This is a genomic window from Paraburkholderia megapolitana (assembly GCF_007556815.1).
In the GTDB taxonomy this organism is placed as follows: Bacteria; Pseudomonadota; Gammaproteobacteria; order Burkholderiales; family Burkholderiaceae; genus Paraburkholderia; species Paraburkholderia megapolitana.
In genome coordinates this window covers 1,679,798-1,692,543 of record NZ_CP041745.1, presented here as the reverse complement: position 1 = coordinate 1,692,543, position 12,746 = coordinate 1,679,798, and the positions used below count along the sequence as shown (strand labels likewise).

Here is a 12,746-nt window from a genome sequence, read left to right as displayed (position 1 = left end):
CGGGCAGATCAGGCCTGGTCAATGTATCCGACAAGTTCCCACTGCACTTTCGACATCTGCTGGCGCGGTCCCATTACCTGATCCAGAAAAGCTACTTTGCGCGGCTCATGCACGACGAGCGATGGCAACACGTCGCCCTTCAGGAAGCGCCGCTGCCCGTCGCCCGTCTGGCCTTTGCCAAGCTTTGCGCACCAGACGCCGTCTTCGGGACATAGATCACCGGTGGTGGCAAGCGTCCCGATCGGCAGGCGCGCGGCGACAGTCGCGGGTTGATCTGTCACCGCGGTCTTGGTTGAAAAACCAGCGAGCGGCAGGCCAGTTGCTGGATCAAGATTCTTCGTTTTCGCGAGCTGATCGATGAGTTCGTCTGACGGTTTCTGCGGTGGCACTGCCGCGTCCTGCTCCTTCTGCCACTGGAAGCTACCGTCCCAGGGCGGCAGCTTTGCGGGCGGCAGTGGCACGATCTTGTCGACATCCGGGACCTTCGGGTTTCGGCCATCATTGGCGTCAAGGAAGTTCCCGATTAACCCGTAACGTCGCGAACGCTCGGGGTCGTTGGATAGTGCGAGGTAATTCAATTGATCCGAAGGTGGCGGCCCCTTGAACCCATCTCTTAAAAAAGAGGCCGATTCTGTGCTTCCAGCTTCGACACCCCGTTGAAATGCCCTAACTGCGTCTGCATAGTCCTTGTCACCGCTTAGGTCAATACCTAGCGCGCTCGCGGCTTCCCCAAATCCCTGATCAGTCGCGCATCGACGCATTTGTCTGGCAATCATTGGCGCCTTTTCCATCGGCGCCAATAGTTTGCCAACATAAGCCTGGGCTTCGGGACTGCCAAGATCAGCGGCCTTGCGGAAATAGCGGAGAGCCATTTCGGGGTCTCGTTTCAGGCCATAGCCCGCTTCAAGATAATGGCCGATGTCATAGTAACCACCAGCGACGCCCTGCTCGACCAGTTGTGCAGCGAGTGCGACCGTTTCCTTCGGAGCGTCCGGTGAATCTGCGAGCCCCTGAGAGACCAGCAACTGGACGTTTTGATTGGCCTTGTAGTGACCATGGGCCGCAGCGATCCGGTAGTAGCGCGCGACGCCATTGAAGTCCTTCGGGCCATCCTTCTTCTGCAGATACCTTCCATACTGGAACAGAGCGTCCGCCTGCGGGTCGAGCGGTGGAAGGTGATCGGTCTCATGCGTACATGTGAAAGCGAGGTTGGCGCGTACAGCGCTCAAGTCTGGTAACGAGGAAACCACTGTGTCTTCCTTGTGTGTGCAGGCACAAATAAGCAGCGCGAGCGGAATGAACAGGTAGGCCTTGTTCACTGATCAGTCCACGTAAGTACGAACATTGGACGTTCGCATAAAGCCGACAAGAGAAGCAACAGGCGCGAGATGCTTATTTTGGTTATCTGCATTCCGGTCAACGATTTTCGTCCATTGGTTGAAAGCTTCAGTCGGGTTGTCGTCGACGCCTCGTCCTGCGGTATGCAAGCCCCACAAATCTTGGCGCAATAGCTTCGTCGTGTCTCCGTCCACATGACAGATATTCAATTCACTGTCGCCTTCCATGCTGCGGTTATTGATGTTCGCCGAGCCCAGCGTCGTGAACGCATCGTCGACGGTCATCACCTTGGCGTGAACGTAAATATCAACCCACTTGCCAGGCGGCGAATCTGGCGCGACGAGCGTACAGATTTGCACCTTCAGTCCTGGATAGTCCCGGTTCATGGCCTCCGGCGGTGCGCTCTTCATCTGCGACTCGATGTGGGCTCTTTGCTGCTTTAACTGGGCCACCTTCTGCTTCGCATCTGCCAGTTGCTGTGCAGCGGCCGGTGAATCACCGTCGCCCTGGATCTCCATTGCGCCGAGAAGGTCGTTATTTGCATCCTGCTGATGATACGAGACATCTGCGAGTTGCTTCTTCAGGTCGGCCTGTCGCGCATCATCCAGCTCCAGTGATGCGACGCCCGGGATGTCCTTTGCCTGTCCCAGGGCATCGAGCATACGATAGGTGTTGACCGTTCCGAAGGCAATCGCCGCATCGCTGGAGTTCGTGATAACGAACAGATATATCGGGCCGTGTTTGCCAGCGTCCCGTCCATCGCCATACTGTTTCTTCGCAGTCGCCTTGATCGCGTCGGCAAGCGGCACCCATCGGAAATACTGGTTCTGGATGAAGATGTGCTGCGCGACGTTGTTCGCTGCCCGAAGATACAGCTTCTCGATGTCGCGCTTGCCCTTCTGCGACTGCGTGCGCAGCACCTGCGCCATCAACGGCGTGACGCCGGCCTTTAGCTTCAGCCGCGTTTTCAGCCCCTTACGGGCTTTGGTCAGATTCTGGCCGGTCGCATCGTCCCATGCTTCGCAGAAGTTCTCGTTCAGGTACTGCAAGGCCGGGCCCGTGACGAAGCTCGACATGTCCTGCCACGGATATGGGCCGTTACGCCCAGTCGAGGGTGTCTTGGGCGTGCAGCTGTGAGCGCTCGTATCCCAGTACTGGTCGAGCATGTTGTGGCCCATCACAAAGCCAACGGCGTTTTCCGGATCTTCGTAGTCGACCAGCACCATCTTCTGATGATGCGTTGGCGCCGTGAGGCCCATGGTCGCGCTGTTCTCTGCCTTGGTTTGCAGGTCACGCTTCTTGTCCTTGCCATGCCAGAAGGTGTACCACGCGATTTCCGCACGGTTGAACGTGCTAAATCCGCGCGTGGCAAAATCAAGATTCTTGATCGCCTGCTTTTTGAAATAGGCCGACCTTGCCGCATCAATAGGGACGACAGTTGCAAGAAGCCCGGGGGACGTGACATTGTTCAGGTTCGCACGCCAGTACCATTCAGTGTCGAATTTCCGCTCATCGTCGGTCTGGTAGTCTTTTGCGAGCGTCGTCGGGTGCTTCGCATACGTGGCGTCTTTCAAACCTGCCTTTACCCCGGTAAGCACACTGTTGCCCGGCATGTTGTTCTCGTTCAACTCCGCCAGGTGCGTTGGGTCCTCCCAGCAGAGCAGTCGAACCTTGACGTTTTTCGTTTTCCCCACGTGTTCGAGCAGCTCGCCGATTTTCATCCCTGTGCCATCCCGCCTGAAATACATCGATGGCTGGAACCCCCAGCAGATGATGTCGACGGTGTGATTCGCACTTAAAATCGCGTCGTATATCCGGCGGAACGCATTCTCGCCGTTTATGAGCGGCTGGAACGTGGCACCACACGGGTCATATTCCGTGTACTCCACGAACCATCGCATGTTTACTGTCCCGCTGCTCGTCTGGTTCAGCGCACACGGCGTTGTGGAGGTGACGGTATTGAGCGACGCCGAGATATCAAGCGAAATAGGGCTGCTTATCGATGCGGGGGCACTACTAGCCGGATTCGTCATGTCCTATGCCTCCGAGGGAGGATTGAGCAGGTTACTGTAGTCCTGGCGGTGTGCGGCCCGGTCCGATGGTGTGGCGCCGCCTTCAGGGGACCCCTGATGAAACTGGAACCCCTGATTCGCGAGCGCTCCATTGACCGGGTCCCGATACTCGCCTGGAACCGGAATCTCATGTTTGTCACCGTTGGACATCTCAAGCGTGTATTTCTGTGTCGTCACGTGATGATCGATTGGCAACTGGCCAGTCTTGTCGAACACACCCTGCTTCACCAGCGCACCGTCCGCAAACAGCTTGTATGGCATGCCCGCTGGGACGACACCCGTCGCTGCCGGCGACGCAAAGGTGTTCAACGTCAAACGGCGCGTCGGCATGTCCTTGAACGCGGGGTTGGTGACGTCCATCCGTGTCGGGCCACTAAACGCGTGGTCTGCACCCTTGAAGTCGATTTTCCCAGGCGCGTGGATCTCGATATTGCCATCCTTGATGCGGATATACGCGCCCCCGGAGGTGAGCAGAACCTCCTGCTGCGCGGCCGCCTGGATCTTCTCCGTCGCCGAGACCAGCAGCAATGATTTCTGCGCAGTCACCTCGACATTGTCCGCATGCGCCTGCACCTGAATCTTGCCCTTCGCCGCAAACAGCTTCATGCCCGCGTTCTGCACGAACAGGCTCAACCGGTTCGTGATGCTCGCGATCAGCGACTTGCCTGTCGCGATGTGCGTGCTCTGGCCACTTACCAGGTTGATGTGCTGATCGGTCGCAATATGCGCCGACTTCTGCGTCGACAGCGCGATGCCTGACGGCGCGGCAAACAGCATCACCGGCTGTGAGAAAGCATTGGCGTTTCCTGAGCCGCCGCCGGCCGTGACACCGCCCCCGCCTGTTGCCCCCGACGTACTGTGCTGCGTCGCATCGGTGAAGCTCTTCAGCGCGTCGTGTCCATCCTTCAGGCTTTCAGCCTGTGAGGCTTCGCTCGCCTGCGACGATGCCTCCAGCACACCCTCTGAACCGACCAGCTGGTTACTCGCCTGACGCGCATCGAGCGGCTGGCTGGTGACTGGATGCGTCGTCACGTATAGGCCCTGGCCCGCGCGCAGTGCCCCATACGCGTCTGAACTCAGGTCGAAGCCGCTGCCAAGGAAGTTGCCGCGACTGTTGCCGCTCTGGTTAATCAGATATCCGAGGTGGAGCTGCGCATTCGCGCTGCTCGAATAAAGATGCACACGGTTCTGGCCGGTCGAGTCGTCCATGACCATCTGGTTGAAGCCGTCTCCCGAGAACTCCTTCGATCGAAAGCCTGAAAGCAGGCTGTTCGAATGCCACTGCGGTTTCGCTGCGCCGTTATAGACGCGATGAAGGGCGATTGGCCTGTCAATATCATTTCCGACGTAGCCGATGAGCAGCTCCTCACCCGCGCGCGGCATGTGCACCGAGCCGTAGCCATCACCCGTATCCGACTGCGCCACGCGCACCCAGCATGACGCACGCTCATCACCCTGGTTGATCCGGTCCCAGACAAACATCACCTTGATCCGGTTCAGTTCGTCAGTGAACGCCTCAGCTCCCTTCGGGCCGACCACAATCGCCGTTTCCAGCTTCGCGTCCGGCTTCCGGTGTTCGAACGGGCTGCGGTACGGCACCGTCGTGCGCTGCGCCTCGATTCCGACATGGTAAAAACCCGTCGAACCGTCGGCATGTGACACCTTGGACTTACCGCCTGCGTCAGCAGCCTGAGCCTGTTTCAACTCTCGGGACAGGCTATGCGGATAGTTAGCCTCATGCCCTGACAGCGGCAGGTTGTTCAGGATGGTCCACACCACCTCGATCGTTGCGAACTCCCGCTCACCCGCTGCGTCCTGATCGTGTTCCGGGTGATCGGCAATCGTGAAGCGCATCCCCGCATCGATCGCGCGAAGCCCGCCTTCACCTTCGAAGCGTTTCGCTTGCGACTCCCACTCCTCCATGCGGATCTTCGAAAGATGGTCGCCCCGTGTCTGCTCCGGATACGTATAGCCGCCCGTGTATTCGTACACCTCCATCTGCGACGGCAACGAACCCTGGTTCGCCATCGTCGGAATGTTCGTCGCCTTCGGATTAAAGGGCGTCGACGGACTTTTATAATCGAACGTGCGGGTTGTCAGTAGCGCCGATTGCAGCGTGCGGGTACCCGCCCATTGCACGAGCGCATCCGTTTCACTGCCTGTACCCGCGCGGTAGAACTTGACCTGCTCCGGCGTCAACGCCGGGAGTGTCTGGAGTCGGTCGGTAATCACCAGCGTGTGCGACTTGCCGTCATCGGCCTGCTGCCAGAACCCGTACAGGCCTTCGGATTCGAGCAGTCTGTGGACGAAGTTCCAGTCGGTCTCATCCTGGCGGCAATACGAGCGCGACGGCAGCGGTTGCGAGAGAGCGAAACGGAACATCCCCTGCGCCTGCGGGTGCTGGTTGAAGACGTCCGAGATGATCTGGTCAGCCGGCTTGTCCTGCCAGTACTTCTGGTCGCGGCGGTACCGGAGGAAGTACATCCATGAGGCGCACGAAAGCTGGTACGAAGTCAGCCCACCGTCCGCACCAAGACGCCGGGCGGTATGAACGTAACCATGATGCGGGTGATAGGAATGGTCCGTCTGCTGGACCCACAGGGTGACCGGCTGGGCAATCAGCGTCTTGAGCTGGACATCGCCGGACGTGGACACGACATCGATCGTCCACGTGAAGTCGCGGCCAATTCGCGAGCGCCCGATGGCTCGCTGGGGCAGCAGGACATTATTTCCTGCCGGTGTGTCCAGTTTAAGCAGGCGGTCCTGCTGCGAAAGACCGCCCCTGATCGCCCCGATTATGTTTTGGGTATCCATGCCGCCTCTGACTTTATATTCAGCTCGTATCGTCTGATTTTACATGCCCGTCATCGTTCGGTAACAGAGAAAATCTAAGGGAATGTTAAATCCATTAACCCTAAAACCCAGCTATGCAGTATGAATCAGGAGCCCAGCGACAAGTCGCGACTAAGGGCGCGAGCGTACTGGCAAGAGCCGGCACCGTCAAAAGTGACTTTGCCGACGGCTGCGACGGGATGCCAAATTTCCCGGCATCCCTTGTCCCTATTGCCCTACCGGCCAGTCGCTCAGAATAGTCCAGCAGGTTGCGTGGCCTCGTCCCAGTTGAAAATGATGACCTCCCGGCGCAGTGCCTCCTGACCACCCCGCCTACCGTGTATCTGATATCGACTGTTTCGATGTGAAAGCCGTCAAACGCACTGCGGATATCAGGGTGATCATTTAAACTTACAATCGCCTTTCATTTCAACGAGCGAAGCCGGGATGCCATCTCGACATATTCAGAATAGGGAAACGGCACACCGTAGCCCTGGGTTTCAAAATACGGCGGATCGAGATAGAACAGCGTATGCGGTCGATCATATTTGTCGACGCAAGCCCTCCAGTCGAGCTGCTCGATGTAAGTACTCGACAGGCGCAAATGCGCTGCCGACAGGTTCTCTTCGAGACGCAGCAGGTTCAGGCCTGGCGGTGCGGTCGTCGCCGTGCCGAACGTCTGGCTTTCCAGCTTGCCGCCAAAGCAGTTCTGCTGCAGGTAGTAGAAGCGTGCTGCGCGCTGGATATCGGTGAGCGTTTCCGGGACCGTATCCTGCAACCACCTGAACACCTGCCGGCTCGACAGTGCCCACTTGAATGTATGGTCAGCCCATTTTTTGCAACCACAAACTTCGACGAAGGCAAAAGCGTGCACTAATGTATCCGGACTCTTGCAGGAGAGAACATCCCCCTCGTCCACGATGAAAATTCGCACCCCACGATCCTCAAAACTGTCGCAGCTACGAAAGCTGATTCAAATGTCAGGTTCTTCGCGAGGCCGATTGCCGTTGTCGTCATCTACGTTTGTCGCCGCAAAAACAGGAAGGCTTGATAAATCTACCGAACAGCTCGTGTCGGGTGGGGAATGTAGGCAGCGCTGCCGCTCAACACTGCCCAGGCGATCCTCGCCAGCTTGCTTGCAAGTGCACAGGCCACGACACTTGAATGCCGGCGCTCAAGGAGCTGTCGTACCCACATAGCCATGGCGTCAGTTCGTTTGTGAATGTGCATCATGATTGCTCGGGCACATTGGACAAGCAGCGTCCGCAGGTGCTTGTCCCCGCGTTCGATATGCCGAGCAGCGTCGACTTGCCTCCCGTGCTGTACTGACGCGGCACCAGGCCCAGCGAGGCGGCGAAATCGCGGCTAGTCCTGCATTGCCGAACGTTCCCGGCCTGCGTCGCAAGAACACTTGCCGTGATTGGGCCAATACCCGGGATCGTGAGCAGACGTTGCGCTGCTTCGTCTTCCGACAGCAGTGCCTTCAATTCGCATTCGATCGTCTGGATCTGTTCATTGAGGTAAATAATGTGATTCCGGAGTTGTTCGAGCAGCGCGACCAGACGGGGCGGCAGCTCGTTCGCTTCCAGGACCGCCGGCAACTTTCTGATGGCCGCGGGTCCCTTGCTGATCGCTATGCCGAATTCAACCAGGTAGGCATGGATCTGGTTGTGTGCTGATCCGCGATTCCGGATCAGCAGGTCCCGGGTTCTGTGCAATGCTGACATGGTCTGCTGATGCTCATTCCTGGCCGCCGCGAAGCGCATTGCCGGGCGGGAGGCTGCTTCACAGATCGCTTCCGCATCGACAAAGTCGTTCTTGTTTCCCTTGACGAACGGTTTGACGTACTGCGGGGCAATCAGGCGCACGTCATGCCCGAACTGCGCGAACTTCCGTGCGAGAAAATGTGCTCCGGAACACGACTCCATGACGATCCTGCAAATCGGTGTGTTGGCCACCGTCTCGATGAGTTGCGAGCGATTCAGTTTCTTCCGCCAGACCTGATGCCCGGTACGACTTTGGGCGTGAACGTGGAAGCTATGCTTACCGAGATCGATCCCCAACAGCGTGACGGTTTCCATGACAACTCCTGGCGGCAATGAGAGAGTTAGCGTACCCCGGAGGGTGGGCTGACCATATCATTACTGCCTCACAAACTCTTCGAGGTGGTGCTGCACCACGCGATAGAGGTTGACCAGTTCGCCGTTCACGTCGTTGATGACTTCGACCTTCGCCGGCGGACGCATGAAGTACAGCGCTGCGCCGCCCGCAAAAACCTCCACATAGCACTCATGTGCCGGAAAGCGTGGAATGAGATGATCCGCGAGACGGCGCTTGCCGCCGATCCATGGAATGATGGGAAGAGCCATCGTGAAGTTGCCTTTTGTGGTTCTGGTAGAATCCGGGCCGCCTGTCGACAGGTAGCAGGGCCGTGGCTAATTCACTGGTTGATGCAGTGGAAAGGTGGCGGGAAGAATGCGCTAACAGACTCCCCGTCGCCCTGTTCTCTCATCACGGGTACACCGTGATCAAAGTTGCTTTGCGACTCGTCTGATGCAAGTGCATCAAACTCCGGACGATGTCCGCGACGCGGCCTGCGTCACGACCGTATCCGGTGATACCGCAAACTGCGTGATTGCAGCAGCCTGCCGGTCCGCACGCGACGACGAGCCGAAGAAATATTCCTTCGAGCCCAGCACCATCGCGATCAGAATTCCGAAGAGCGTATCGAGCGCACGCATGACGCCCTCGTCGAGCCTGATCTGTTTCGCCGCGAGCACGAACTCCAGACCGATCACTGCGAAGAGCGCGACCGTGTACATGTAGGCAAGATTGCGCGCAGTGTGATCGTGCTCGGTCACCGCGAGATTGCGCGCATTCGCCCGGTCGTCAGCTGCAACGCGGTCGGCCTGCGCCTGAATACCCGCCATGTTCTCCGCGTGCGTGAATCCGGCCTGCTGCATTTTCAGGGCGAAGTCGTCGTCGGCCTGTTTAAGTGTGAGCAGCTGCTCGGGCGTCATGGGCTGGCTGGTGAGCGCAGTTTTCACCGCATCGACCGAACTGTCGTCGAATCCGAGCCTGCCCGCGATTGCGGATGCCGCCATTGCGGCGATGCCCGGCACTCCACCCGTCAACGCAGTTACAAGCCAGGGCGCAACGGTTTTCAATAGATCCATCATTCGCTCACCCCGAATGCCCGGTTGAGCTGCCAGCCGTATTCGAACGTCTCGTTTGCCGGACGCCTTTCGGCGCACTCGATGTACCAGACCGATTGCTGCGCGGCCACCATGCCGAGCAGCACCCGATGTCCGTCCGCACCACGCGCGGCAAGAAATGCTTTCAGCGCGGCCACGGTCAGTGCACCGACCCCACCGTCCACGGCGATATCGGGAAACGCCCGCCCGTTCTGGTTCAGCACGTTCAGTGCGCGCTGCAGGAACAGCACGCCCGTAGCCTGCCCGGAATTCACACCGATATCGAACAGCTTCCCAGCGAGCGCAGGCGATACCGCATCGATGAGATCGAACTTCGGCTGCAGCCAGTAGCGGCTACGATAGGTCTGTGCAGCCGTCGTGCGCGGCAGATCACGCATCGGACCGGTATAGCCGAACGCGCGGGCTACCGCGATGGTGATCCCCCACATCGTCTCGCCACCCGCATCCGCCGGATTGTTCGAATACCCGCCTTCCCGGCCGATCAGTGCGTCGATTTTTGCATTGATTTTTGTATCAAGCGTCATTGCTTCGCCCCCTTGTTAATGACCTGTTCAAGAACCTCAATGCGCTGCTGCTGCACGCGATTGAGAATGTCACCCTCGTTGATATGGGTGAACACCCACACGATTGAGCCCACCATGAGTGTCTGAACGACGCCCAGCACGATGCCAAGGACCCACATCGCACCCTTCGCCGTGTTGCGCATCGCTGCGACCCGCCCGTCTACGCCATCGATCGCTTCTGCGAGTGCGTCGCGGCCTTTCTTGCCCTCATCCATCCGCGCCCACAGCAGCTCGATGTCCTTGCGCGCGTTCTGGTTGTGGATCGACATTTCCGCAATCGCACGATCGAGTGCTGCAACGGGTTTCACTGACGTCTTGATGTCCTCGACGCTGGCCGCCACGTTGCGCAGCTGCTCCCCAAAGCGCGCAATTTGCACCGCGAGATCGGTGTTGTGCTGCGCATTACGCTGCTCACTTCGCTGATCCACCATCGGGCCGCCCATTTCCATAAAAAAGCCGCCTCGATGTCGGCGGCTCGTTGTCGTGATTCGCTGTCCTGCATCGACGTTCCGCACTGCTGCGATACGTCATCTCAATGCGGTGGTGCCGGCACGACGAGATTGACGGTCTTCGTCGGCTTTTTGCCGTGCCCGACCTTCGCCTTGCCCTTGTTGCCGGCGTTGAGATCGACCCGCGTTTCCCAGCTGCGGCCCGCATAGTCGTGCGTCACCGAGTCGATCAGGAAATCGCCGTCCGCCTCCTTCTTGAAACCCTTCAGCGTGACCGTCTTCTCGGCAGAGAAGTCCGCGCGCCCCTGCATCAGCATCGTGCTCTTCGCGGTGTGGTGGTTCAGCTTCTGTAACCGGGCATCGGCCGCTGCCTTCGCTGCTTCGTGACTCGCGAAGGCATGCCGCTCCGTATGCACTGCGGTCGCTCCCTTTGGGGCGTCAGGGTTCGGTATGACCAGGTCAATTTTCTTGCCCGTCTTCGTGTCATGCACGCGCGTGCGGACTGCCGCGAAACTTGCGCGGTCCGCGAATGTGATCTCGTAGTCGATGAGTACGTCCGGTGTGAGGGTGATCGACGGCAGCGGCAGGCCGCTCGCGCTTCTGCCCGCGCCGCGACCCGCGACGATCAGCTTGCCGGCCTTCACGGTGGCCGTCGCACCGTGCAGCCGTGAGAGGCGCGTGACGAAGTGCAGATCACTTTCCCCGAACTGGTCGGCTCTCGGCACCATCGCGTCGATCGCGCAGACCGGCGTCCACCCGTTGCGCCGTGCGATGTCGCCGACCACGTCGGCCAGCCTGACGTTCTCCCAGCTACCGTAACGATGGGTCTTCGAGCTCGCCCGCATGTTCGAGGGACGGCCGCGAATGATCACCGAAGACGGCGGTCCCTTCAGCGCGATCTCGTCGATCGTGTACTCGCCGAGAAAGGCAAGACCGCTGCCCAGCCAGCCGAGCGAGATTTTCAGCGTAGCGCCCTTGGGCGGAAACTCGATCTTGCCGTCCCGGTCGTCGAGCTCGATCTCGCACTCGTCGGCATCGAGCCCCGGCTTGTCGACCGTGTGGATCCGCAGCACACGATCCTGAATCACCTTCGTGATGTCGTCGCCATTCGCGACGATCTGGAACACTGCCTGCATGTCTGCTCCCGCTCTTCATCATCGGACCCGCCCACCATCTGCATCAGGTCCACAGTTGCACCGGCTCGCTGCGCGGCGCGTCGACGTCTGGCATCACGATCGTGATGCCGGCGGCGAACGGCTGTTCGTATGACGCGAGGCCCGGATTGGCTTCATAGACCGCCTCGACCGTTCCGGCCAGCGACCCGTACACCGCGTAGCAGATCGTGTCGAGCACGTCGCCCTCACACGTTCTTATAGTCTTCGCCATAGCGGCCGAACTCCAGGCTAAAAGTCTGTTTGCGCGGGGTGCCGTCCGACATCAACGCTTCCTGCTCTTCCTCGACACCCTGCAGATACCAGCGGCCGAGCACTTCGCCGTAGCCGGTCGTCAGCAGCACCGGCACCATGCGTCCACCGATCGCGCGCAGTGCATCGAGCTGCCGCGCACCAGCGCCTGACGCTGCGAACACCACGCCCGAGAGCGTGATGGTTTCGCCACCCTGGCTAACCGCCTGCAGTGCTTCCTGACGGTTCAGACGCTCCTGCGACGCGACCTTGTACTTCGTGGTGCGACGCAGGCGGTCGAAGGCGGCCGTGGACAGGTTGAAGTGGAACGTGTCGCCTCTGTCCGAGCTCAGGGTCATCAGGTGAGGCGTCGCCGTCGAGGCACCACCAGTGAGACCGGAGAACAGTGTCCCCGCACCAGTCGACGTCGCGACGGATGTGCCAACTGAGCCCGGCGCTGGCGTCTCCTTGATGCCCGCCCATGCATTGAACTTCGTGCGGACATCGCCGAGTGCGCCCGTCACCGATTCGGCTGCGGCCTTGATCACCGGATTGCCCGATGCACCCGCCATCTTCAGCACGCTGCCGGCCGACGACTGGACGGCGTTGAAGCCGCGCATGATCGTGCCGACCTTCGGGCTGAGATCCCCCGCGACCGACAGCGCACTGCCCGCACCTGACAGCAGTTCGGCCGCGTTATCGAGGTTGCCGGTCGCCAGTTTCTGCAGCACGGCTACGGTGTTTTCGCTGGCCGGGCGGTTGCGCTCATAGACGCGGTTCATGCCGCGTACACGCTCGGTTGCGATGCTGGCCTGCGTTGCTGCCTGCGTAATCTGTGTCACAAAATCCACGGCACACCTCTCTCACTTCGTTT

At 59.5% G+C, this 12,746-nt stretch carries 9 protein-coding genes and 3 pseudogenes; all 12 read right to left on the bottom strand.

Annotated features, from left to right (window positions below; translation table 11 throughout):
* Positions 1 to 8: 8 nt before the first annotated feature.
* The gene (locus FNZ07_RS21070; protein WP_245811718.1) at positions 9 to 1,319 is read right to left on the bottom strand and encodes an SEL1-like repeat protein; all 1,311 of its coding nucleotides are present in this window, start codon (positions 1,317 to 1,319) and stop codon (positions 9 to 11) included.
* A 3-nt stretch (positions 1,320 to 1,322) separates the two neighbouring features.
* On the bottom strand, positions 1,323 to 3,371 hold the full coding sequence (locus FNZ07_RS21065; RefSeq protein WP_143098161.1) for a phospholipase D-like domain-containing protein: 2,049 nt from the start codon (positions 3,369 to 3,371) through the stop codon (positions 1,323 to 1,325).
* Positions 3,372 to 3,374: 3 nt separating this feature from the next.
* Positions 3,375 to 6,224, bottom strand: a complete 2,850-nt coding sequence (locus FNZ07_RS21060; protein ID WP_091018730.1) for a type VI secretion system Vgr family protein — start codon at positions 6,222 to 6,224, stop codon at positions 3,375 to 3,377.
* A gap of 269 nt (positions 6,225 to 6,493) precedes the next feature.
* A pseudogene (locus tag FNZ07_RS21055) lies at positions 6,494 to 7,059 on the bottom strand (DNA adenine methylase); the annotation flags it as partial.
* 239 nt (positions 7,060 to 7,298) lie between these two features.
* Positions 7,299 to 8,323, bottom strand: a pseudogene (locus tag FNZ07_RS21050) (IS110 family RNA-guided transposase).
* Between the two features lie 63 nt (positions 8,324 to 8,386).
* Positions 8,387 to 8,611 (bottom strand): annotated as a pseudogene (locus FNZ07_RS21045) (DNA adenine methylase); the annotation flags it as partial.
* 195 nt (positions 8,612 to 8,806) lie between these two features.
* Entirely contained in the window at positions 8,807 to 9,421 is a 615-nt protein-coding gene (locus FNZ07_RS21040; RefSeq protein ID WP_091018732.1) for a hypothetical protein, read from the bottom strand.
* Positions 9,418 to 9,981, bottom strand: a complete 564-nt coding sequence (locus tag FNZ07_RS21035) for a glycoside hydrolase family 108 protein (protein WP_091018734.1) — start codon at positions 9,979 to 9,981, stop codon at positions 9,418 to 9,420. The genes FNZ07_RS21040 and FNZ07_RS21035 overlap by 4 nt, the downstream gene beginning before the upstream one ends.
* Positions 9,978 to 10,469 carry a hypothetical protein gene (locus FNZ07_RS21030; protein ID WP_091018736.1) on the bottom strand — a complete coding sequence of 164 codons (492 nt, stop codon included), beginning with the start codon at positions 10,467 to 10,469 and terminating at the stop codon, positions 9,978 to 9,980. Before FNZ07_RS21030 ends, FNZ07_RS21035 begins: the two co-directional genes overlap by 4 nt.
* An 83-nt stretch (positions 10,470 to 10,552) precedes the next feature.
* Positions 10,553 to 11,605: a phage late control D family protein gene (locus FNZ07_RS21025; protein ID WP_091018738.1), complete on the bottom strand. Its 1,053-nt coding sequence runs from the start codon at positions 11,603 to 11,605 to the stop codon at positions 10,553 to 10,555.
* A 43-nt stretch (positions 11,606 to 11,648) separates the two neighbouring features.
* The gene (locus FNZ07_RS21020; protein WP_091018741.1) at positions 11,649 to 11,855 is read right to left on the bottom strand and encodes a tail protein X; all 207 of its coding nucleotides are present in this window, start codon (positions 11,853 to 11,855) and stop codon (positions 11,649 to 11,651) included.
* Positions 11,830 to 12,723 carry a phage tail protein gene (locus FNZ07_RS21015; protein WP_091018743.1) on the bottom strand — a complete coding sequence of 298 codons (894 nt, stop codon included), beginning with the start codon at positions 12,721 to 12,723 and terminating at the stop codon, positions 11,830 to 11,832. The genes FNZ07_RS21020 and FNZ07_RS21015 overlap by 26 nt, the downstream gene beginning before the upstream one ends.
* Between the last annotated feature and the right edge of the window lie 23 nt (positions 12,724 to 12,746).

What these genes read in the sequence shown, in the direction of transcription:
- FNZ07_RS21065 (WP_143098161.1), bottom strand. Translation starts at nt 3,371, where the DNA reads ATGACGAATCCGGCTAGTAGTGCCCCCGCATCGATAAGCAGCCCTATT.
- FNZ07_RS21060 (WP_091018730.1), bottom strand. Translation starts at nt 6,224, where the DNA reads ATGGATACCCAAAACATAATCGGGGCGATCAGGGGCGGTCTTTCGCAG.
- FNZ07_RS21040 (WP_091018732.1), bottom strand. Translation starts at nt 9,421, where the DNA reads ATGATGGATCTATTGAAAACCGTTGCGCCCTGGCTTGTAACTGCGTTG.
- FNZ07_RS21035 (WP_091018734.1), bottom strand. Translation starts at nt 9,981, where the DNA reads ATGACGCTTGATACAAAAATCAATGCAAAAATCGACGCACTGATCGGC.
- FNZ07_RS21030 (WP_091018736.1), bottom strand. Translation starts at nt 10,469, where the DNA reads ATGGAAATGGGCGGCCCGATGGTGGATCAGCGAAGTGAGCAGCGTAAT.
- FNZ07_RS21025 (WP_091018738.1), bottom strand. Translation starts at nt 11,605, where the DNA reads ATGCAGGCAGTGTTCCAGATCGTCGCGAATGGCGACGACATCACGAAG.
- FNZ07_RS21020 (WP_091018741.1), bottom strand. Translation starts at nt 11,855, where the DNA reads ATGGCGAAGACTATAAGAACGTGTGAGGGCGACGTGCTCGACACGATC.